The organism is Sorangium sp. So ce836, from assembly GCF_028553905.1.
GTDB lineage: Bacteria > Myxococcota_A > Polyangia > Polyangiales > Polyangiaceae > Sorangium > Sorangium cellulosum_D.
In genome coordinates this window covers 5,197,253-5,218,120 of sequence record NZ_CP102233.1, presented here as the reverse complement: position 1 = coordinate 5,218,120, position 20,868 = coordinate 5,197,253, and the positions used below count along the sequence as shown (strand labels likewise).

Sequence of the window (20,868 nt, the reverse complement as noted above, 5' to 3'; positions counted from 1 at the left end):
CGACCGGAAAGGGCCTCAGACGCCGGCGCGCGCCGCGGCGATGGCGGCGGGGACCCCGGAGGGGGTTGCCTTGAGGTGCACGTCCAGGTGGTCATCCTTGGTCTTCAGCGCACGAACACCGAGCACCGGCGCGCAGATGCGCAGCGCCCGCGCGACCGTCGGATTGCCGCCCACGGCGGGAATCTTGAGCAGATCCAGGGTGATCCTGTCGTCCTTGCCGTCGATCAGCGCGGCGGGCCGGTTGGGGATGAAGGAGACGAGGTTGCCGGGCTTGTTGAGATCGATCGCCCCCGAGTTGATAAGCCCGGCGATCGGCGAGCTCTCGTCGCCCATCACGTGGAGCTTGAGGTCGGCGATCCGCAGGCCGACCCGGATGGCGTCCGCGCGCACGTCGAGCTCCTCGGCGTAGACGGCGAACGAGGCCCGGATCGGCGCGCCCATGGCCTTCACGGTGAGCGCGAGGCGCAGGCCGGGGGGCGCGGCCTCGATCACGATGTCCTTGGGCGCGCGCTTTCCGCCGCTGAGCTCCCGTGCCAGATAGCGCAGCGCATCGATCGGGACGCCGAAGCGCAGGCCCAGCGCGCCGCGCAGCGCCCTCACGATCTCCTCGGGGTGAGCCTTGAGGTAGTCACCGGCGTGGCGGAGCAGCACCTTCGGGTTGGGCTTTGGCATCGTTGGGGCAGCTACGATTGCCCGGAGTCAGCCCCGCGCGCAAGGGGCGAGCGCGATCCGCCGCGGGGCACCGACGGCCGGAGAGGCCGCTGTTCTAACGGGGCCGACTCGGTCACACTCGGGCGCGATGCAGACCAAGATCCTTCTTGTCATGGCGACAACAGCGCTCGCGATCGGCTGCGGATCGGCCGACGCGACGCTCGGGTGGACGCCGAGCGACGAGCCGCCGGGCGGCTCCTCGAGCGAGGGCGGCGGCGATGGCCAGGGCGGCGGCGACGACGGTGAGGGCGGCGGCGACGACGGTGAGGGCGGCGGCGACGACGGCGAGGGCGGCGGCGACGGCGGGGGCGACGATGGCCAGGGTGGTCGCGGCGGCGACCTCGCGAGCGGCGGTGGCGGCGGTTCATCGAGCGGCGGCGGGCTGCCGGGCCCCCTGTGCGATCCGCCTCCGCGGTGCGATGCCGAGCCGCCGGATCCGGGCGAGGAGCTCGCATGGGATCACGTGTCTTCGTACATCATCGCCGGAGCTGGGAGCCCCAACCACCGCGGGCGCGATCTCTTCCTGACCCCGGATGATCCGCAGTGGATCATCGGCAAGTTCGCCTACGGGATCACCGACAAGGATCTGAAGGGCGAGCGGGTCGACATCTACCTGCTCCGCGGCTGCGGCGGCGCGTGGGAGCGCCTCGGCTCGGCGACCACGACGGAAGCGGACTCGACGCACCCCGAGGTCGAGGGCGTGAGCGACGCCGGCGGTCGCGTCTACTTCCAGATCCCAGCGGCGCAGCGGCTCGGCGTGGGCAGGCACCGGATCCACATGGTCGTCCGCGGCGACCTGTCGAGCGCCGACCTCTTCATCGAGGTCGTCCCCCACGGCGCTCCGATGTTCGTGAGCGACGTCGACGGGACGCTGACCGGCACGGAGACGGAGGAGTTCACCTCGCTCCTGCTCGGCCGGCTGCCCGACGCGCACCCGCACGCCGCGGCGGCGTTCCACCGGCTCGTGGAGAAGGGCTACCGCCCGATGTACCTGACCGCGCGACCGGAGTGGCTCGTCCAGCGCACCCGCGATTTCCTCGACGCCTACGGCTTCCCGCCCGGCGTCGTGCACACCACGCTCGGCCTGACCGGCGCGATAGGCGATGCCGCAGCGAGGTACAAGACGGCGGAGCTGCAGCAGCTCTTCGAGCGGAGGGAAATGGTGCCCGCGTGGGCGTTCGGCAACACGGAGACCGACGCGGAGGCCTACCACAACGCGGGCGTCATGCCCCTCACGCGGCGCGTGTTCTACCGGTTCGACGACGACCTCCTCGGAGGCAGGCGCATCGACGACTACGGCGCGCTGCTCGCCGAGATCGACGAGGTCCCCAGCCTCTGCGACTGATCCGGCGCGTCAGCCGGGCGCCTGCTCGGTCCGGGCGCCGCCCGCCGGCGGCTCCGAGGCGGCCGCGGCGCCTGCCGGCGCCTCGACGCGACCGCCGATCGACCGGAGGAGCTCGCTCACCGCGGCGTGGGAGCGATCGCGCAGGTCGTTCACCCGCGCGCCCTCGCGCCCGTCCGGGCGCACGGCGATCGGCGCGCCGACCCGGACGCGGACGATCCGCATCGTGCCGTCGCCCGTGTCGATCGCCCCCTTCTTCATGAGCAGGTGCGTGCCGTCGATGGCGACGGGCACCACGGGCACGCCGGCGCGGACCGCGGCATAGAAGCCGCCGTTCTTGAACTGCCGGAGCACGCCGTCCTCGCTCCGCGTCCCCTCCGGGAACACGAGCAGCGGCTTGCCGTCCCGGAGCACCTGCTCGAACCGCGCGATCGCCTCGACCGCGGCGCGCGAGCCGACCGTGCGATCCACCGGCACGTGGCCCGCGAGCTTGAGGTGCCAGCCGAGGAACGGGATCTTCATGAGCGAGCGCTTGGCCGCCCACTTGAAGTCGCCCGGCAGCACCGCGCCGAGCACCAGGATGTCGAGAACGCTCTGGTGGTTCGAGCAGTAGACGAAGACCCCGGGAGGGACGTTCTCGAGGCCGCTCGTCTGGATCTCGATGTCGAGCCCGCGCGCGCTCGCCTGGCACCAGCGGCGCATCGCCCAGAGGCTCGCCGAGCGCTGCGGCGTGAGCGGGCCCAGCGTCAGCGACACCGTGCCGTAGGCCATGGTCCTGAGGGAGAAAGGGACCCACTGGCGCGTCGCCAGCCAGGCGCTCTTGAGATCCATACTACCGCGCTTACCACTCTCCATGTCGGGCGAAAACGCGTAGGGTGTTGCGCACCTGCGCCGCGCGCCGGTGTTTTCTGGCGGGGTTTCGGGCGCGCCTCCGGGCCCTTTTTTCCGCCGCTGTGCCGGACGAGGCGGGTGGCGCGCGGCGGCTCGCCGGTCCGGCCCGGGCTCGCGTCGCGGCCAGGGCGGCCGACCGAGCGGCGCCCTCGCGGCTCACCGTTCGAGCGGCGGCGTGAGCAGCCCCCAGCCCAGCGTGACCGGCCGCCCGGCGCGCTCGAACTTGACGGTGTACAGGCCCGTCTCCTCGGCGCTCTGCACCACCGCGGGGCGCAGCGCGCCGACCCACTCGGCCCAGACGCTCGCCCCGAGCTTGAGCCGCGGCTTGACCGGGATCGGGCGCAGCGCCGACTCGTCGGCGAGCAGGGCGGCGCCGCCGTAACCGAGGGCAAACCACCGCGCCGAGCTGCTGGGCAGCGACGTCAGGACGGCGCCCGAGTCCGCCGGGGGGCCGCCGAGCCGCGACACGAGGAGCACGTGGCGCCATGTGTCGCCGTCCTTCCATGCGGCGAAGTTGCCGGGTGCGAGCCCCTCGGTCTGCACGACGAAGCGGACGCCCTTGAGCTGCGCGAGCGGGGTCCGCGGATCCATGTCGGTGTAGCGGACCTCGATCTTGTCCTTCACGAAGCGGGTGACGACGGCGTGCTTCATCACCCCGTTCCACTCCGTGAGCACCGGATCGTGAGGCCGGAGGCGCGGCGTGTCGGGCACGGGGACGACGTAGCCCGGGTGGACCTTGTACGACGGCCCGCCCCGCCCCTCGACGATGAGATCGTCGCCCTCGAAGCCGACCACGGTGGCCGCGTAGAGCACGAGCGTCGACCCGAGCTTGGCCCCGGCGAGCATCCGCCCCGAGGCGGTGAAGACGCGGCGGCCTGGATCGAGCTTGATCGGCGACGCCGGGAGGCCGAGCGGGTTCGACGCGTGCGCCGCGCCGGTCGGCGCCTGGGGCTCTGCGACCGCGGGCCGCGGCAGCGCCGCGACCGGGGCGATGGGCGGGCTCTGGGAGGGCGTCGGCGCCGGGGGCGACGTCGGCGCAGGCTCGCACGCCGCCGCGAGGCCAGCGGCCAGGAGGCAAGCGAGCGCGCAGGCCGCGCCGCGGGCGCGCGGCGCCCCGGCCTCGCGGCGTCGCGCCGCGGTCCTGTCGCGATCCTTCGCGGCGGCGGGCCCCAGCCTGCGGGACCCGGCCCCGAGGCCGCCGGGACATCGGTCAGCCATCGGGGGCGAGCATGGACCGCGAAACGGGCGGCGGCGAGCAGAAAGGGACGATCCGTTCACGCGGCGCCGGGTCGGCGGTCCGCTCACGCGGCGCCGGGTCGGCGGTCCGCAGGAAAGGACGGTGGCGGCGCGGCGCTCTCCTCGTGACGCGCGCGGCGCGTCCTGCGCTAGCCTGCGGCGCGATGAAGCGCGCCTTCAGCGTCGATGAGCTCAAGCAGACCGCGCCCCGCCTCGCCGTGGAGCGCCGCGCCGTGCGCTTCCAGGACGTCGACGCGGCCGGGATCGTCTTCTACCCGCGGGTCCTCGAATACTTCAGCGACGCGTACATGATCGCGCTGAGGGAGCGGGGGATCGATCTGCCCGCCCTCATCGCCGGCGGCGCGCTCAAGCTGCCGCTGGTCCACGCCGAGGCCGACTACCTGCTTCCGCTCCGGTTCGGCGACGCGATCGAGGTCGAGGTGCTCGCCCCGAAGCTCGGCGACACCTCGTTCACCGTGGGCTACCGCGTGACGACCGCGGGCGGGATCGCCGCCGTCGGGCAGACGGTGCACGTGTGCATCGACGGCGCGCGCTTCGTCCCGTGCCCGCTCCCGGACGATCTGCGCCGCGCGCTCGGGTGACCGCGGCGAGCGCGGCTGCCGGCGCCGCGCGCCCTCGCTACCGCGCCGGGAAGGGCGCGAGCGCGGCCGCGAGCTGCGCCGCCGCGCCGAGGCGATCGAGCTTGCCGGCCGCGGTCAGCGGGAGCGCCGCGACGGCGCAGAGGCGCCGCGGGCGCTTGTGCGGGGCGAGCCGCGCCGCGACGACGGCCGCGAGGTCGTCGAGCAGCGCGGGCGAGAGCGCGGCGCCGCCCGGCGCGGCTTGGTCGGGGACGATCGCCGCCGCGACGACGTGGCCCCACCGCTCGTCCGGCACGCCGAACACCACCGCGCCCGCGACGCCGGCGCAGGACGCGAGGACCTGCTCCACCTCGGCGGGGTAGACGTTCTCGCCGCCGGTCACGATGAGGTCGCTCCGGCGCGCGGCGACGTGCAGCCGCCCGGCGGCGTCGAGCGCGCCGAGGTCGCCGGTGCCGAACCACCCGTCGCCGTCGACCAGGAGCTCCGGCGGGCGCCCCGGGCCGCGGTAGTAGCCGCGGAACAGCACCGGGCCGCGGATCTCGATGCGGCCGACGCCGTCGCCGCCGGCGCCCTCGACGCGCAGCTCGACGCCGGCGATCGGCGCGCCGGAGCCCGGCTCGCGGGCGCGCGGATCGCGCGGGCGCTGCGCGGTGACCTGCGAGCACGCCTCGGTGAGGCCGTAGGTGGTGAGCGCCGGGACCCCGCGGCGCGCGCACTCGTCGAGCGCCCGCTCCGGAGCGCCCGCGCCGCCGACGAGCACCGCGCGCAGCCGGGCGAGGACGTTGTCGCGATCGGCCTCGAGGAGCGCGAGCAGCATCGTCGGCACCACGGAGAGCAGCGTCGCGCGGTCGCGGACGATCGAGGCGAGCACCGACGCGGGGTCGAAGCGGGGCGCGAGGATGACGGCGCGCCGCGCGAGCAGGCAGCGCGTCACGATCGAGAGGCCGCCGACGTGGCAGAGCGGCAGGCAGAGCAGCCAGCGATCGTCGTCGCGCACGCCGAGGTTGGCCGCGCTCCCCGCGGCGGCGGCGAGGAACGCGCGGCGCGGCAGCACCGCGCCCTTGGGGCGCCCCGTGGTGCCCGAGGTGTAGACGATCGCGAGATCGCCGGAGGGGTCCGGCGGCAGGACGCCGGCGGCGCGCGGCCCGCGATCGCGGAGCGCGGCGAGCTCCGGCCCGGCGTCGCGGAGCAGCGCGGCGAGCGCGGGCTCGCGCAGCACGAGGTCGGGGCGCGCGTCGTCGACGAGGGCGCTCGCCTCGCCGTCCGTGAGCCGCGGGTGGATCGGGACGATGACGGCGCCGAGCGCGAGCAGCGCGTGGATGACCACGACGGTCCCGATCGCGTTCGGGGCGACGAGCGCCACGCGAGCGCCCTGCCCTACCCCGGCGCGGGCGAGCCGGGAGCACACGGCCGCGACCGCGGGCGCGAGGTCGCCGAAGCGGAGGGCGCCGCCGGGGCCGACGCCGAGATCGGGGATGTCGATCTCGCGCGGCGCGTCCGCCTCGGAGCCGCCGTGGACGAGCGCCGTCCGCGCGGCGACCGCGGGGTCGCGCGCGACCTCGAGGAGGCTCAGGCCGTCCATGGTCCGACGCCGAGCCCCGGCCGATCGCTGGCCGCGACCCGCCCGCCCTCGCGGAGCTGCGGGATCCGGATCGCGGGCCACGCCGCGAGGCCCGCGTGCGCGTCGAGGCCGCACGCGAGCGGCGGGCGCGGCAGCGCGAGCGCGAGCTCGCACGCGGCCGCGAGCGCGACGGGGCCGTCGAAGAGGTGCGTCACCACGGCGCCGAGGCCGCGCTCCTGCGCCCTCCGGCCGAGGTCGTGCGCGCGCAGGAGGCCGAGCATCGCCGGCTTCAGGATGAACGCGGCGCAGCCCTCCGCCTCGAGCAGGCGCTCCGGCATGCCCGGGGCGGCGAGCGACTCGTCGGCCGCCCACGGGACCGCTTGCGCGCCGAGGCGGTGGAGGAGCTCCGGCGCGACCGGCTGCTCCACGAAGCGGGGCTCGAGCGGCGCGAGGAGGGCGAGCCGGCGGGGCGCGTCCTCGAGCGACCAGGCCGCGTTCGCGTCGAGCCGGAGCTCGATCGACGGGTGCTCCCGCCGCAGGGCGCGCAGCGCCTCGAGATCGCGGGCGAACCCCTCGTCTCCGCGCGAGCGGAGCTTCACCTTGATCGCGCGGACGCCGCGCGCGACGAGCGCGCGAGCGCTCCCCAGCATCTCCGGCAGGGCAGCCGACGTCGCGAGCAGCCCGTTCACCTGGACCTCGGCGCGCCGGTGGCCGCCGAGGCACGCCGACGCCGGCAGCCCGAGGCGCTGACCGACCAGGTCGAGCAGCGCCGTCTCCAGGGCGAAGCGCGCCGCCGGCACGCCGCGGAGCCGCGACGACAGCGGCTCGAGCGCGCGCAGGATCGCGGGCGCCGCGGTCGACGTCGCCGCGTCCCCGCCCGGCAGGCCGATCGCGCCGAGCGCCCCGGGCAGCTCGGCGAGCGCGCGCTCGTCGTCGTCGGCCGTATCGGGCGAGAAGCCGGGGAGCGGCGTGGCCTCGCCCAGGCCGACGCGCCCCTCGTCGTCGGTGAGCGACAGCACGAGGCCCCGGCGCGCGCCTTCGAGGGCCCGTGGCGCAAGGCTGGCGGCGGCGACGCGCATCACCCATGCAGCTGGGCCGCGAGGCCCAGCGAGAAGAGCAGCGAGTAGGCGAGCAGCAGCTTCGCCGTCCCGGCGAGGCAGTCGTTGAGCGGCCGGCCGTCGGTGGTCGCCAGCACCCGGAGCAGGCGCACGGCGCGCGGGAACGTGGCGAAGACGAGGAGCGTCCACCGCCGGCCCTCGCCGACGGCGAGGGCGACCGGCACCGCGTAGGCGACCGCGAGGAGCATCGCGTACTCGAGGACGCCCGCCCTGCGGCCGAAGCGGACGGCGAGCGTGCGCTTGCCGGCGACGACGTCCGTGTCGCGATCGCGGACGTTGTTGACGACGAGCACGGCGGTGGCGATGGCGCCGACCGGCACGGCGGCCGCCCACGCGAGCGGCGGCACCGAGCCGAGCTGGACGAACGCCGTCCCGCAGACGGCGACGAGGCCGAAGAACACGAACACGAAGACGTCGCCGAGGCCGTGGTAGCCGAGCGGGTACGGGCCCCCGGTGTACGCGATCCCGGAGAGGATCGAGGCGACGCCGATCGCGACGATGGGCCACCCGCCCACGAGCGCGAGGTGCACCCCGAACGGCAACGCGAGGGCGATCGTGACGAGCAGCCCGACGCGCACCTGGCGCGGCGTGAGCAGCCCGGCCTGCACCGCGCGGGTGGGGCCGAGCCGCTCGTGCGTGTCGGCGCCCTTCTCGTGATCGAAGACGTCGTTCGCGAAGTTCGTGGCGATCTGGATCAGCATCGCGCCCGCGAGCGCTGAGAGCGCCGGGCCGATCCGCATGCCGCCGAGCGCGTAGGCGACCGCCGTCCCGACCATCACCGGCGCGAGCGCCGCGGTGAGGGTCGCCGGCCGGCACGCGAGGAGCCACGCCCGGAACGACCCGGGGCGCACGCCGCCCGCGGTCGCCGCGCCGGCCGCCTGCGAGGCCGCCGCCGCGCTCACGCTCCCCTCCCCTGCTCGACGGCGCCGCGCGCGCCCACGGGGGCGCGATCGCGCGAGCGCGGCGCGCTGTCCTCGCCGGGCGCCTCGCTCGCGCGAGGCTCGGGTGCGGGGCTTCTGTTCGCGTTGATCTGGCTCATGACCGTGGATCCCTCTCGGCAAGCTCGGGGTTCTCGGCGCGCGCGCCGCTCACGAAGGCTCGAGATCGGCCGCCGCCCCTTCCGCCGCCGGCGCGCTGCTCAGGGCGGCGACCTCGCGGCGGACGTCGGACCAGAGCCGCGCGACGCGGGCGGCGCCGTCGTGAGGCGGCACAACCGCCTCGATCAGCGTCGCGCCGGGCCGCTGGTGCGCGGCGGCGAGGGCGGCGGCGAGCCCGCTCGCGGTGCCGGCGCGCTCGTACGCGAGCCCGAACATCGCCGCCGCGGGCGCGAAGTCGAGGTGCTGCGGCATGGTGAAGCACCGATCGAGCAGCGCGGCGCCGCGCCTGGCGACGGGGAGGTGCTCGAAGATGCGGCCGCCGTCGTTCTGGACCACCACGACGACGAGGGGCGCGCCGCCGTCGCCCGCTGCCCGCGCGGCGAGGAGCAGCCCGGTCAGGTCGTGCAACAGGCTGAGATCCCCGAGCAGCAGCGTGACCGGCGCGTCCGCGACGGCGCGGGCGCCGGCCGCCCCCGACACGAGGCCGTCGATCCCGCTCGCCCCGCGCTGGTGCAGGACGCGCAGCGCGCGCGCCGACGGCGGGCAGTAGGTGTCGAGATCGCGCACCGGCATGCTGTTGCCGATCGCGAGCAGCGAGCCGTCCGGGCACGCGCTCGCCACCGCCCGGGCGACCGCGCCCTCCGTGAGCTCGTCCCCGGCGCACGCGCGCGCCGCCTGCGCCGCCGCGGCCTCGCCGGCGCGCGCGAACGTCGCGGCCCAGCCCCGCCGCCCGCGCCCGAGGTCCAGCGCCGCCCCGGCGAGGCGCGCCGCGAGCGCCTCGCACACGTCCGCGGGCTCGGCCATGACGAGGGCGGCCGCGGCGCTCGTCGGATCGTTCCAGCCGTGCGCGGCCACCACGAACCGGCGGCAGCCCGCGTGCTCGGCGATGTAGGTCGCGTACCCGGACGACGTCGGCGGGGCGCCGAGCTCGAGGATCAGGTCGGGCGCGTTCGCCGCGCGGAACTCGGGCGCGCGGAGGAACGCGTCGAACGAGGCGGGCATCACGACCCCCTCGGAGAGGCCGCCGAAGTAGATCTGGCTCGTGCCCTCGGCGAGCACCGGGAACCCGGTCGCCCGCGACAGCGCGAGCACCGCGCGGCGCGCGCGGGCGTCGTCCTCGCGGCTCGGGGCGGGGCCGCACACGATGAGCCCCCGCTCGGCGCGCGCGCACCGCGCCGCGATCTCCTCGATCGCGCGCGCGTCGACCCCGGCGCGCGCCGGCACGACCCGCGGCCCGGCGCGGCGCATCAGCGCCTCCCACTCGGCCTGCCACGGCTCGGGCCCGGCCATGTCGACCGGCTCGAGCGGCTTGCGGAAGCGCGCGTTGATGTGGACCGGGCCAGGCGTCGGGGCGAGCGCGCGCAGGGCCGCCTGCGCCGCGATGCGCGCCACGGCGCGCAGCGCGAGCGGCGACGGATCCGGCAGCCCGAGCTCGGCGAAGTGGCGCACGTGATCCCCGAAGAGCTTCATCTGATCGATGGTCTGCGAGGCCGCCGCGTCGGCGAGCTCCCACGGGCGGTCGGCCGTGATCGCGATGAGCGGCGTGAAGCTGTGGTGCGCCTCGATGATCGCCGGCAGCGCGTGGGCGCCGGCCGTGCCCGAGGTGCAGACGAAGGCGCTGGGCCGGCCGGTGACGCGCGCCTGCCCCAGCGCGAAGAACGCCGCGGCGCGCTCGTCGACGACGCTGTGGCAGCGCACCTCCTCGCTCTCCGTCGCCGCGATCGCGAGCGGCGTGGAGCGCGATCCCGGGCAGAGGACCACGTCGCGCACCCCGGCCTGCGAGAGCGCGCGGACGAACAGCTGCGCCCAGGCCGAGTGGAGGTTCGAGCCGCTCATCACCGCCTCCGCAGGCCCGCGCGCGCGCGCACCTCAGGCCCCCTCGGGCGTCGCGACGAACAGGCACACGACGCCCATCGTCAGCGGCTCCACGCGCAGCACGCGCAGCCCCGCGCCCCGCATCAGCTCCGCGAACTCGTCCGGCGGCGGGAACCTCGCGATCGAGTCCTGCAGGTACCGGTACTCCTCGCGCCCGGAGATCGCGCCGCCCACGTACGGCACGACCGTGTGGATGTGGAAGCGCGCGAGCTTGCTCATGATCCCGCCGCGCGGCTCGCTGAGCTCCAGGATCGCGATGCGCCCGCCGGGCCGCGTGACGCGCGCCATCTCGCGGAGCGCCCGGGCGCGGTCCGGGACGTTGCGGATCCCGAACGCCATCGAGATGGCGTCCAGGCTCGCGTCGCCGAACCGCAGCTGCTCTGCGTCGCCGACCTCGAGCTCGACCCGCCCGGCGAGCCCCGCGGCCTCCACCTTCCGGCGGCCCACGCCGAGCATCCCCTGCGACGGATCGATCCCGACGACCTTCACGTCGTGTGTCCGCGCGATCTCGATCGCGAGATCCGCGGTTCCGGTCGCCAGGTCGAGCACCGTCGCGCCGGGCGCGAGCTCGAGCGAGCGCACCGCGCGCCGCCGCCAGCCCTGGTCGAGCCCCAGCGAGATGATCCGGTTCAAGAGATCGTACCGCTCGGCGATCCCGTCGAACATCTCGCCGGTGCCGAACCGGCGCCCGCCGCGCGGCGCCTCGCCCTGATCCGTATGGCTCATGTCCCGCCCTCCGCCTGCTGCACCGTGCGCTGCGCCTCGGCCCGCTCGGGCGCGAACCGCTTGCCGTCGCCGGGCGGCGGCGCGACCGCCTCGCCGCCCCCCGGCGCCGTGACCGCGAGCGCGCGCTTCCGCTCGTGGAGCCGCATGTGGCCCCGCTGGATGCCCTCGCTCGCCAGCGCGCGCAGGGCCGCGAAGTTCGAGGCGAGCCCGACGGAGGCCAGCACCACGGCGAGCTCGCGCGCGCTCTTCGCGCCCACGAGCTGCAGCGCGGCGCGCACGCCGGCGTGCACCTCGGTCGAACCGCCCACCGTCCCGACGGCGAGCGGCAGCTCCGCGCGGCCCACGAGCCCGCCCGGGACGCGCTCCCACATGCTGATCGGCCGGTACCGGCCGCTCATCGACGCGTACGCGTGCGCGCCCGCCTCGATCGCCCGGAAGTCCTGCCCGAGCGCGACCGCGGCCGCGTCGAGCCCGTTCATGAAGCCCTTGTTGTGGGTCGCCGCCCGGTACGGATCGAGCTCCGCGAAGCGGCTCGCCCGCGCGATGCCGCTCGCCACGTCCGCGCCGCCGAGCGCGTCGTCGGCGACGGTGGCCGTCACCCGCACGAGGCGGCGGACGGTCAGGTTCGACAAGATCCGGAGGCCGATCGTCCCGCCCGCGATGCGCTGCACGAGCGGCGCCACCGCCTCGGCCACGGTGTCGACCAGGTTGGCGCCCATGGCGTCGCCGACCTCGACGTAGAGGTGCACCACGAGCACGCCGAGCTCCGCCGACAGCACGCGCACCTCGAGGTCGCGGCAGCCGCCGCCGCGCGCCACCATCCTCGGGATCGCCGCGTCGCCGGCGGCGAGCAGGCTCGCGCGCGCCGCCTCCAGCCGGCCCGCGGCCTCCTCGGGGTCGGGCACGTCGTCGAGCTGGACCTGCGCGGTCATGATCGGCGGGTCCGCCTCGCCGGAGAAGCCGCCCGACAGGCGGACCATGCGCGCCGCGTTCGACGCCGCGGCAATGACGCTCGGCTCCTCCACCGCCATCGGCACCAGCACGTCCCGCTGGTTCACGCGGAAGTTCAGCGCGAGGCCCAGCGGGAGCGCGTGCGTCGCGATGACGTTCTCGCACATCCGGTCGGCCACCGCCGTCGGCAGCCCGCCCCCGCTCGCGAGGTGCGCGAGCGCGTCCTCGTCGAGCAGCCCGAGCGCCTGGATCGCGCGGAGCCGGTCCTCCAGGCACCGCTTGTAGAACCCGCTGATCCGGCTGGACACGTTCTGGCTCATCGGCTGCCTCCGCGCGCCGCGCGCGCTCGCGGGAGCGGCGCGCGCCCTCCGCGTTGCATCGGGAAATCCGCCATCGCCGCTCACCGCCTCCGCCGGGGCGTCGACATCGCGACCCCCTCCAGCGCCGCCTTCGCCGGGCTGTCCGGGAGCGGCTCGATGCTCCGCACCGCGTCCCCGCAGAGCCGGGACGCGAGCTCCAGACAGTCGTCCACGACCCGCTTCTCGACCATGATCTGCGCGATGCGCCGGCTGAGCTCCGGCGGGGCCGCCGCCTCCTCCGACGCGCAGTGCGCCTCGAGGGCGGGCGTGAGCTCGCGCTCGCGCTCCATCGCGAGGAGCAGCGGGTACGTCATCTTGCCCTCGCGCAGATCCGTGAGCAGCGCCTTGCCGGTCGTCTCCGGATCGCCCGCGAAGTCGAGCACGTCGTCGACGAGCTGGAACGCGACCCCGAGGCTCGTGCCGAAGCCCTCGAGGGCCTTGCAGAGCGGCTCGCTCACGCCGCCCGCGCGCGCGCCGGCGAACATCGCCCAGCGGAACAGCGAGGCCGTCTTGCCGTCGACGATCTGGAAGTACTCGCTCGTGCTCGTGCGCACGCGGCCGCGCGACGCGAGCTGGAGCGCCTCGGCGACGACCATCTCCTTGACCACCTGGAGCACCCGCTCGAGCACGTCGGGCATGCCCACCGCCTGGATCTTGCAGAGCGCGTCGAGCAGGAGGTAGTCGCCGCCGAAGATCGAGGCGGCGTTGCCGTAGATGACGCGCGCCGCGTCGGCGCCGCGCCGGCGGTCGCCGAGGTCGACGACGTCGTCGTGGAGCAGCGTCGCGTTGTGGACGAGCTCGACCGCCACCGCGAAGGTCCGCGCCGCCTCGTTGAAGCCGCCGCCGATGTGGGCGGCCAGCGCGACGCAGATCGGCCGCAGCCGCTTGCCGCTCAGCCCGAGCAGGTGCCGCGCGCTCTGGTGCGCCGGCGTCTCGCCGTCCAGCCCGACCTTCGCGAGCTCGCGCTCCACGTCCGCGAGGTCCCCGTCGAGCAGGCGCCTCAGCTCCGCGAGGCGCGCGGCGAGCACGTCGAGCCCACGCCCAGCGCACATGCCTCCGAGGCTCGAGACGACATCGCTCCGCTGGACCGTCCCAGTAAACGTTGTTGTCGCAGTCATCCCATCTCCACCTGGAAGCACGAGCGCCCGCGCTCCCCGCACCGCGCGGGGCCCACGTGGCGTGCGAGCCCTCCGAAATCACGCGCCCGCTAGGCGCCTCGCCGGGACCGAACGGCCCGGATGGGGAACCGGACCAGGTCCCCGAACCGCGAAAAATCGACGGTCCTGCTCTTGATGAACCCGTCGAGCGCCGTCTGCGCGACGATCACGAACGAGAGGAGCCGCTCCACCCGGTCGAGGCTGAACCGGGTGGCGTCGGTGGGCGGCAGGCTCTCGAGCAACGCCGAGGCGCGCTCGAGGCGTTCCCTCACGGAGTCGGCGATGAGCCGCTCGCGCTCGGCGAACACTTTGGAAATCATCTTCCAGAAGTCCGTCTCGGCCTCGAAGAACTCCTTCCGCTCTCCCGGTTTCCATACCCTTCGTACTACACCCCACCTCTGCAATTCTGTCAGCGACATACTCATCGCGCCGGACGAAACTTGCAGCCGTTCGCCGATCTCCGCGGCGGACAGGGCGCCGCCGGCGATGAACAGGACGGTCCAGATCCGCCCGAGCACGCGGCGGAAGCCCCAGTGCTCGATGACGTCGCCGATCGCTTCCGCCGCGAGCAGCTCTGCCTGGCGCTGGATGTCGTTGGGAGGGCTCATGAAAGTTTCAAAATCCTTTGAAGGAACTGTGTGGGCCAACCTGCGGCGGCGTCAATACATTCCCGACCGTCCTCGGCACAGAACGGACGAGCCCGGCCGCGCGGCGGCGTGCTCGACGCCGCTCCAGACCTCGCGATGCGTGTGGGGGATGGGTGAACCGCTCGGGGGCGGTCGGCAGGTCGCGGCGCGGTCGCTGTCCGCGCGCTAGCTCACGCCTGCATCCGGGCCACGAGATCCCGGTTCTGCCGGAGCAGCGCCTCGGGGACGCGCGCGCCGAACGACTCCAGGAACGCCTCGCGATCGCGCGCCTCCTCCAGCCACGCGTCGCGGTCGATCGCGAAGAGCTCGCGCATCGCCTCCTCGGTCAGGTCGAGGCCGCTCGTGTCGAGCTCGCCGTCGGCAGGCATGATCCCGACCGGCGTCTCGCGCCCCTGCGCCTTCCCGTTCACGCGCGCGTGGATCCAGCGGAGGACGCGGAGGTTCTCCCCGAAGCCGGGCCAGAGGAACTTGCCCGACGCGCCCTGCCGGAACCAGTTCACGTGGAAGACCTTCGGGAACCCCGGGCGCCCGTGGCCGAGCTCGACCCAGTGCCGGAAGTAATCGCCCATGTTGTATCCGCAGAACGGGCGCATCGCCATCGGGTCGCGGCGGACGACCCCGACCTGGCCCGTGGCCGCGGCGGTCGTCTCCGAGGCCATCGTCGCGCCCAGGTAGACCCCGTGCGCCCAGTCGCGCGCCTCGCAGACGAGCGGCGCGAGCCGCGCGCGCCGGCCGCCGAAGACGATGGCCGAGATCGGCACGCCCGCCGCGGCGTCGAACGCCGGCGAGATGGACGGGCACTGGCGGGCCGGCGACGTGAACCGGCTGTTCGGGTGCGCCGCCGGCTCCTTGCTGTCCGGCGTCCACCGGCGGCCCCTCCAGTCGGTGAGCACCGGCGGCGCCGGGCCGTCGAAGCCCTCCCACCACGGCGTCCCGTCCGGCGTGAGCGCCACGTTCGTGAAGATCGAGTTCCGGGCCAGCGTCGCCAGGGCGTTCGGGTTCGTCCTCGAGCTCGTCCCGGGCGCCACGCCGAAGAAGCCGGCCTCGGGGTTGATCGCCCACAGCCGGCCGTCGGGGCCGATCCGGAGCCAGGCGATGTCGTCGCCGACCGTCCACACCTTCCAGCCCTTCTGCGACGCCGGCGGCACGAGCATGGCGAGGTTCGTCTTCCCGCACGCGCTCGGGAACGCCGCGCAGATGTACGTCACCCGGCCCTCGGGGTCCTCCAGGCCGAGGATGAGCATGTGCTCCGCGAACCAGCCCTCGTCGCGCGCCATCGTGCTCGCGATGCGCAGCGCGAAGCACTTCTTCCCGAGCAGCGCGTTGCCGCCGTACCCGGAGCCGATGCTCCAGATGAGCCGCTCCGCGGGGAAGTGGCAGACGAACCGGCGCTCCGGGCTCAGGTCGCCGAGCGAGTGCAGCCCGCGGCAGTAGTCCTCGGAGCCGCCGAGCGCCTCGAGCGCGACCCGGCCCATCCGGGTCATGATCCTCATGTTGGCGACCACGTACGGACTGTCGGTGATCTCGACTCCAACCTTCGCCGACGGCGACCCCACGGGGCCCATCAGGTACGGAACGACGAACATCGTCCGCCCCTTCATCGCCCCGTCGAACAGCCGCCCGACCCGCTGCGAGGCCTCCTCGGACGACATCCAGTTGTTCGTCGGGCCCGTATCCTCTCTATCCCGCGTGCAGATGAACGTGAGGTGCTCAGTCCGGGCGACGTCGGTCGGGTCGCTCCGGTGAAGATAGCAGTTGGGGTACTTCTCCTCGTTGAGCGCGATGAGCGTGCCGTCGCTCAGCATCCCCTGGATCAGCGTCCGGTTCTCCGACTCGGAGCCGTCGCACACGACGACGCGATCGGGCCGCGTCTGGCGCGCGACCTCGTCCACCCACGCTGAAAGATTCCGGTTTTGCATACAGCTCGGAGCCTAGCCCGAGCGAGATGCCCCGCCAAGGGACAGTGCCGCTGTAGTATTGCAACGAATCTGGACGATCTGGCGGATTGCAAGTGAATCAGCAACCGGCCGGCGTGGCCCGCCGCTCGCGCTCAGTTCGCGCGAGGCGAAGGCAGGGACGTTCGGCTATGCTGGAGACGTGCAGCGTGTCGTCGACCTCCCTGAGCGGGGCAGACTGATCGTCGCCACCGACTTTCAGGGCAATGTCGCGGATTTCGAGCGGATCGCCGAGATCTTCGAGCAGGCGGCGGCCGGCCCTGACGGCGCGGTGCTCGTCATTACGGGCGACCTGGTCCACGGACCCGAGCTCGACGAGGGTGAATGGCCCGACTACCTGGGTTCATTCTACCGAGGCGATTCCGTGACCTTGTTGAAAAAGGCGCGAAGCCTCGCGGATCGGCACCCGGGCAGGGTCCATTACCTCCTCGGCAACCACGAGCACGCGCACGTGGGGGGCCCGGTGGTGGCGAAGTTCTTTCCAGACGAGGCCCAGCGGCTCGAGGAGCTCCTCGGTCCGGAGGACACGCTGGCGATGCGGAGCTGGTTCCGCGGATGGCCGTTCGTCGCCGTCGCGCGCGCGGCCCGGCTGGTCATGCTCCACGCCGCGCCGCACGCCCGCATCCAGAGCCGCGAGGACCTGGACCGGCTCCCGCTCGACGGGTTCCTCGACGTGCCGCTGTCGGAGATGAGCCTGCAGGGGACGCTCGGCGCGCTGCTCTGGGCGCGGAGCACCTCGAGCGAGCGCGCCCACGCCTTTCTGCGCGCGCTCGACCCGGACGCTCGCGTGGCGGTCTTCGGGCACGACGTCGCGCGCTCCGGGTACGCGATCGAGCGCGAGCCGATGCTCTGCCTGTCGACGAGCTTCGGCTGCTACGACGGCGACAAGCTCTACCTGGAGTGGGATCTCGCCGAGCCCGCGGAGAGCGCGACCGACGTCGCGTGGCGCGGGCTCCGGTCGCTGTACCCCGAGGCGCCGCGCGTCCACAGCGACCCCTGAGCGCCCCGGCGAGGACGCCGCGGCGGCAGGCGACGCCGCCGCCGCGGCGACGGTCAGGCTGCGGGGCCGGGGGCGACCTGAGCAGGCGGCGCGGGAGGCTTCGGCGTGGCGTTCGCGTGGCGGCGGTCCGCGAGGATGCCGACGAGCGCGAGGATCAGCAGCACGAGCTGCGCTCCCAGCGTCTCGACGGTCGGGAAGATGCCGAGGGCGGGCACGCTGCCGAAGGGCAGCGCGTGGACAGGCAGCTTGCCGGCCATCTGGAGCGCGGCCACGCCCTGCCCGGCGAAGATGACCGCGAGCGCGTAGAGGAGGTAGCTGGAGATGCGGAAGAAGACCTGCGGGGGCGCGAACCTGCCGGCGCGCGTGTACGCCGCGACCAGCGCGACGAGCACCACCGCGCCGACCACGGCGCCCGCGACGGCCGCGCTCGCGGACGCGTTCGAGGCGAGCAGGGCCTGGTAGAAGAGCACCGTCTCGAACGCCTCGCGGTACGCGGCGAGCAGCGAGACGCCGAAGAGCGAGAGCGCCGCGCGCCGCGGCGAGATCTGCTGCTTCAGGAACCTCATCCAGCGGGCGACCTCGCGCTTCGCGAGGAGCGAGTAGCTCACGTAAAAGAGCACCGCCGTCGCGAGCAGCGCCGTCACCCCCTCGATGAGCTCGCGCTGCGCCCCGGAGATCGCGACGAGGCGGGCCGAGGCGATCCACGTGAGGAGCCCGAGCCCGATCGCGGTGATCCAGCCGAGGTGCACGAAGCGCCGCTTGTCCGCGAGCCCCGCCTGGGCGGCGAGGCCGAGGAGCGCGGCGATGAGGAGCGCGGCCTCGACCCCCTCGCGCAGGATGATGCCCGCGCTCGAGAGGGCCGTCGACGCGAAGCCCTTCGGCGCCGACGCGGGCGACAGGAGCGACTCGGCGCGGCCGACGTCGCGCAGCAGCGCGTCCATCGCGGCGCCCAGCTCGGCGGGGGACGCGCCCCGCTCGAGGTGGCCGCGGAGCTCCATGCTGCGGGCCTCGAGCGCCGCGGCGAGCGAGGCGTCGGCGGCGCGGAGCGGGGCCTCGATCGGCTCGATCCCCTCGAGGTAGGCGTCGATGAGGTGCCCGCGGGCCGCGTCGCGCTCGCCACGCGCGATCGCCTGCCGCGCGCGCTCGATCTTCACGCGCACGAGGCCCAGCGGGGAGCGGGCGGCGCGATCCTCGTACGGCGCGCGGAGCCGCAGATCCGCGAGCACCGCGGCCTCGGCGTCGGCCGGGACGCCGGCGCTTCGGAGCTCGTCGCGCAGATCGGCGTCCGTGCGCGCCGAGAGCTCGGCGAGCGTGAAGGCCGGCGCGACGCCCTCCGGCGCCGGCGCGACGCCCGCGTGGCGCAGGCCCGTCACGAAGAAGGCGAGATCCCAGCGGTCGGCGTCGGAGAGGAAGTTGAACGGGACCATCGCCGTCCCGTCGACGCCGAACCGGACCGTGCTCACGACGCGGTACGGGGCGATCGCCTCGCCGCGCTCGGGGTCGTGGAAGTTCACGGGGCGCGGCGTGAACGTAGCCGCGCGGGCGGTGTCGGCGCGCCCGGTCTCGCCGTGGCACGTCGCGCAGTGCTCCAGGTAGAGGCTCTTGCCCCGCGCCGCGTTCGGCGCGGCGCGCGGCGCCTCCTCGATCTGGAAGGCGCCGACGAGCTCGGCGCGCAGCCCGGCGATCAGGGCGACGACGTCCGAAGGCGGCGCCTTCCGATCGAGCAGCTCGCGGAGCTTCGCGATGCGCGCCGCGAGATCGAACTCGCGCCCGGCCGGGAGCGACGGCTGGATGCGCGCCGCGATCTTGGCGCCGTCCGCGGCGAGGGACAGCTGCTCGGCGTACTCGTCGGGCACCGTGACGACCCCGTTCGCGACGGATCCGCCGTAGTCGGCGCCGATGTAGCCGAGGATGTGCACGAGCCGTTGCGCCTCGACCTCGGGCGGATCGCCCTGATCCGCGCGGGCGAGCGGCGCGCGCAGCAGCACGGCAGCCAGGCACAGGACGGCGAGCGTCCACCGGCCGCGCGTGAACTTGATAGTCATATTCAGAAAAATACCGCGGCCTGTGCGGCGGGATCAAGGCGAAGGCGGGGCCGATGGGCTCGAGCCGAGACGAGCGTCCGTCGGCGGCGGAGCTAGCGGCCGAGCTCCTCGACCAGGGCGGCGACGCCGGCGTCGATCTCGGTGTCGGTGAGGTAGGGCGCCGGGCCGATGCGGACCACGTCGCGACGCGCGTCGACGAGCACACCCCGGGCGCGGAGGCGCTGCACGACGTCGCCCGCCCGAGCGGCGCGGACCGCGACGAAGCCGCCGCGCCGCTCGGGCTCGCGCGGCGAGACGACGTCGCCGCCGCGGCCCGCGGCGTCGAGGTGGCCGAGGATGCGCCCGGTCTGCCGCAGCGAGATCGCGCGCAGCCGCGGGACGGTGAGGCCGAAGCGATCCCAGTGCTCGAGCACGGCGGCGGCGCGGTAGAGCGCGCACGGGTCGAACGTGGAGCCCGCGAAGCGCGCGCCCCCCGGCGCGTACCCGACGCCGCCGCCGCCCGCGAGCGCGCCGAAGTCGGCGAACCAGCCGGTGAAGGCCGGGCGCAGCGCGCAGCCGCGCGGGACGCGCATCCAGCAGAGCCCCTCGCCCATCGCCGCGTACTTGTAGCCGCCTGCGACCGCGAAGACATGAGGCGCCGCGCTCCCCCAGGCGATCGGCACGACGTTGAAGGCGTGGTAGGCGTCCACGAGCGGCACGGCGCCGATCTCGGCCGCGCGCGCGACGATCTCGTCGAGGCGCGGCACCACCGTGGCGCTCTCGAAGAGCACGGCCGAGATGGCGAGCATCGAGGTGCCCGGCAAGAGCGCGGCGAGCAGCCGATCGGCGAGCGAACGGCGCGGCTCGACGCTCACCCACGCGACGTCGACGCCGTCCTCGCCGAGGCGCGCGAGCTGGCGCCGGAGCGAGTGGAACTCGCCGTCGGTGGTGACGATCCGCGGACGATCGCGCCGAGGGAGCGACGAGATCAGCCGGTAGACGAGCTCGTGCGTGTTCTGGCCGAAGGCGATGTCGTCGCCGCGATCGAAGCCCATCCGCTCCAGGATCGCCGCCCCGACCGCCGCGCGCTTCGGGAGCACCGCGTCGTCCCACTTGTCGTCGACGAGCCGCGCGGCGTCGTCGAAGCACGCGGCGAGCGCGTCGCGCGCCACGTCGGGCCACGCCTGATGGGAGTGGCCCGTGAGCAGGACGCGCGGCGCCGCGCCCTCGGCGGGCGCGAGGAAGCGCGAGTACGCCGCGCGGAGCGCGCCGAGATCGAACGAGAAGCCCTGCTGTTCCACGTCTCCCTGCATTCCAGCTCTTCGGCGCGGCACCCGCGCGACGGACGCGCAGGGCGGCGGGCTCCGCGCGCGGTCCCGCTTAACCCACTTCGAGGTTCACATCCACCGGTTCGATCCGCGTCGTCCCGCGCGCAGGTGGCGCCGAGCGCGCCCGTTGCGTCCTCGGCGAGCGCGCAGCGCGGGCCGGGCGCGCTGTCGCGCCCGCCAGCGGCCCAGGCGGCCGGGCCCGAGAGGCCGCGGGCCGCCCGCGCGTCGCGCGACGACGGCGAGGGCGCGTCGGCCTCGTCCACAACGTGGTCACCCCGGGCGGCGCAGCGG

Annotated in this window: 17 protein-coding genes; 3 read left to right on the top strand and 14 right to left on the bottom strand. The window is 74.8% G+C overall.

Annotation, left to right across the window (positions count from 1 at the left end):
- Positions 1-15: 15 nt before the first annotated feature.
- The gene (locus NQZ70_RS18995; RefSeq protein WP_020735607.1) at positions 16-672 is read right to left on the bottom strand and encodes a hypothetical protein; all 657 of its coding nucleotides are present in this window, start codon (positions 670-672) and stop codon (positions 16-18) included.
- A gap of 151 nt (positions 673-823) precedes the next feature.
- Between NQZ70_RS18995 and NQZ70_RS18990 the strand changes: the two genes are divergently transcribed.
- A complete protein-coding gene (locus tag NQZ70_RS18990) occupies positions 824-2,056 on the top strand; it encodes a lipin/Ned1/Smp2 family protein (protein WP_207217884.1) in 1,233 nt (410 codons plus the stop codon).
- Positions 2,057-2,065: 9 nt separating this feature from the next.
- Here NQZ70_RS18990 and NQZ70_RS18985 read toward each other — a convergent pair whose 3' ends face one another.
- Positions 2,066-2,884, bottom strand: coding sequence for a 1-acyl-sn-glycerol-3-phosphate acyltransferase (locus NQZ70_RS18985; RefSeq protein ID WP_129575472.1), 819 nt, complete (start codon positions 2,882-2,884; stop codon positions 2,066-2,068).
- A 216-nt stretch (positions 2,885-3,100) separates the two neighbouring features.
- Entirely contained in the window at positions 3,101-4,162 is a 1,062-nt protein-coding gene (locus NQZ70_RS18980) for a hypothetical protein (RefSeq protein ID WP_129575471.1), read from the bottom strand.
- A 182-nt stretch (positions 4,163-4,344) separates the two neighbouring features.
- Between NQZ70_RS18980 and NQZ70_RS18975 the strand changes: the two genes are divergently transcribed.
- Positions 4,345-4,782: a thioesterase family protein gene (locus NQZ70_RS18975; RefSeq protein WP_129575470.1), complete on the top strand. Its 438-nt coding sequence runs from the start codon at positions 4,345-4,347 to the stop codon at positions 4,780-4,782.
- Positions 4,783-4,819: 37 nt separating this feature from the next.
- Here the strand turns inward: NQZ70_RS18975 and NQZ70_RS18970 are convergent, their stop codons facing one another.
- The 9 genes from NQZ70_RS18970 to NQZ70_RS18930 form a co-directional block, all read right to left on the bottom strand.
- Entirely contained in the window at positions 4,820-6,361 is a 1,542-nt protein-coding gene (locus NQZ70_RS18970; protein ID WP_129575469.1) for an AMP-binding protein, read from the bottom strand.
- Positions 6,349-7,359, bottom strand: coding sequence for a mandelate racemase/muconate lactonizing enzyme family protein (locus tag NQZ70_RS18965; protein ID WP_237245427.1), 1,011 nt, complete (start codon positions 7,357-7,359; stop codon positions 6,349-6,351). Before NQZ70_RS18965 ends, NQZ70_RS18970 begins: the two co-directional genes overlap by 13 nt.
- A gap of 59 nt (positions 7,360-7,418) precedes the next feature.
- A complete protein-coding gene (locus NQZ70_RS18960; RefSeq protein ID WP_237245426.1) occupies positions 7,419-8,360 on the bottom strand; it encodes a 1,4-dihydroxy-2-naphthoate polyprenyltransferase in 942 nt (313 codons plus the stop codon).
- 186 nt (positions 8,361-8,546) lie between these two features.
- Entirely contained in the window at positions 8,547-10,391 is a 1,845-nt protein-coding gene (gene menD, locus NQZ70_RS18955) for a 2-succinyl-5-enolpyruvyl-6-hydroxy-3-cyclohexene-1-carboxylic-acid synthase (protein ID WP_129575466.1), read from the bottom strand.
- A gap of 33 nt (positions 10,392-10,424) precedes the next feature.
- Positions 10,425-11,156 (bottom strand): bifunctional demethylmenaquinone methyltransferase/2-methoxy-6-polyprenyl-1,4-benzoquinol methylase UbiE, encoded by a 732-nt coding sequence (gene ubiE / locus NQZ70_RS18950; protein ID WP_129575465.1) that lies wholly within the window; start codon positions 11,154-11,156, stop codon positions 10,425-10,427.
- Positions 11,153-12,427 carry a hydroxymethylglutaryl-CoA reductase, degradative gene (locus NQZ70_RS18945; protein WP_129575464.1) on the bottom strand — a complete coding sequence of 425 codons (1,275 nt, stop codon included), beginning with the start codon at positions 12,425-12,427 and terminating at the stop codon, positions 11,153-11,155. The genes ubiE and NQZ70_RS18945 overlap by 4 nt, the downstream gene beginning before the upstream one ends.
- Positions 12,428-12,507: 80 nt before the next feature.
- The gene (locus NQZ70_RS18940; protein ID WP_237245425.1) at positions 12,508-13,584 is read right to left on the bottom strand and encodes a polyprenyl synthetase family protein; all 1,077 of its coding nucleotides are present in this window, start codon (positions 13,582-13,584) and stop codon (positions 12,508-12,510) included.
- A gap of 89 nt (positions 13,585-13,673) precedes the next feature.
- Complete coding sequence (locus tag NQZ70_RS18935) at positions 13,674-14,231, bottom strand: GbsR/MarR family transcriptional regulator (protein WP_129575463.1); 558 nt, start codon at positions 14,229-14,231, stop codon at positions 13,674-13,676.
- A gap of 209 nt (positions 14,232-14,440) precedes the next feature.
- A complete protein-coding gene (locus NQZ70_RS18930) occupies positions 14,441-16,189 on the bottom strand; it encodes a phosphoenolpyruvate carboxykinase (GTP) (protein ID WP_129575462.1) in 1,749 nt (582 codons plus the stop codon).
- Between the two features lie 178 nt (positions 16,190-16,367).
- Here NQZ70_RS18930 and NQZ70_RS18925 point away from each other — a divergent pair, with 178 nt between their 5' ends.
- Positions 16,368-17,225: a metallophosphoesterase gene (locus NQZ70_RS18925; RefSeq protein ID WP_237245424.1), complete on the top strand. Its 858-nt coding sequence runs from the start codon at positions 16,368-16,370 to the stop codon at positions 17,223-17,225.
- A 53-nt stretch (positions 17,226-17,278) separates the two neighbouring features.
- Here NQZ70_RS18925 and NQZ70_RS18920 read toward each other — a convergent pair whose 3' ends face one another.
- Together NQZ70_RS18920 and NQZ70_RS18915 are read right to left on the bottom strand one after the other, a co-directional pair.
- A complete protein-coding gene (locus NQZ70_RS18920) occupies positions 17,279-19,270 on the bottom strand; it encodes an FTR1 family protein (protein ID WP_129575461.1) in 1,992 nt (663 codons plus the stop codon).
- A 92-nt stretch (positions 19,271-19,362) separates the two neighbouring features.
- Positions 19,363-20,550 (bottom strand): aminotransferase class V-fold PLP-dependent enzyme, encoded by a 1,188-nt coding sequence (locus NQZ70_RS18915; protein ID WP_272828743.1) that lies wholly within the window; start codon positions 20,548-20,550, stop codon positions 19,363-19,365.
- Between the last annotated feature and the right edge of the window lie 318 nt (positions 20,551-20,868).

Excerpts from the sequence above, each read along its gene's own strand:
- NQZ70_RS18995 (WP_020735607.1), bottom strand. The coding sequence starts at position 672 with ATGCCAAAGCCCAACCCGAAGGTGCTGCTCCGCCACGCCGGTGACTAC.
- NQZ70_RS18990 (WP_207217884.1), top strand. The coding sequence starts at position 824 with ATGGCGACAACAGCGCTCGCGATCGGCTGCGGATCGGCCGACGCGACG.
- NQZ70_RS18985 (WP_129575472.1), bottom strand. The coding sequence starts at position 2,884 with ATGGATCTCAAGAGCGCCTGGCTGGCGACGCGCCAGTGGGTCCCTTTC.
- NQZ70_RS18980 (WP_129575471.1), bottom strand. The coding sequence starts at position 4,162 with ATGGCTGACCGATGTCCCGGCGGCCTCGGGGCCGGGTCCCGCAGGCTG.
- NQZ70_RS18975 (WP_129575470.1), top strand. The coding sequence starts at position 4,345 with ATGAAGCGCGCCTTCAGCGTCGATGAGCTCAAGCAGACCGCGCCCCGC.
- NQZ70_RS18970 (WP_129575469.1), bottom strand. The coding sequence starts at position 6,361 with ATGGACGGCCTGAGCCTCCTCGAGGTCGCGCGCGACCCCGCGGTCGCC.
- menD (WP_129575466.1), bottom strand. The coding sequence starts at position 10,391 with ATGAGCGGCTCGAACCTCCACTCGGCCTGGGCGCAGCTGTTCGTCCGC.
- ubiE (WP_129575465.1), bottom strand. The coding sequence starts at position 11,156 with ATGAGCCATACGGATCAGGGCGAGGCGCCGCGCGGCGGGCGCCGGTTC.
- NQZ70_RS18945 (WP_129575464.1), bottom strand. The coding sequence starts at position 12,427 with ATGAGCCAGAACGTGTCCAGCCGGATCAGCGGGTTCTACAAGCGGTGC.
- NQZ70_RS18940 (WP_237245425.1), bottom strand. The coding sequence starts at position 13,584 with ATGACTGCGACAACAACGTTTACTGGGACGGTCCAGCGGAGCGATGTC.
- NQZ70_RS18935 (WP_129575463.1), bottom strand. The coding sequence starts at position 14,231 with ATGAGCCCTCCCAACGACATCCAGCGCCAGGCAGAGCTGCTCGCGGCG.
- NQZ70_RS18930 (WP_129575462.1), bottom strand. The coding sequence starts at position 16,189 with ATGCAAAACCGGAATCTTTCAGCGTGGGTGGACGAGGTCGCGCGCCAG.
- NQZ70_RS18920 (WP_129575461.1), bottom strand. The coding sequence starts at position 19,270 with ATGACTATCAAGTTCACGCGCGGCCGGTGGACGCTCGCCGTCCTGTGC.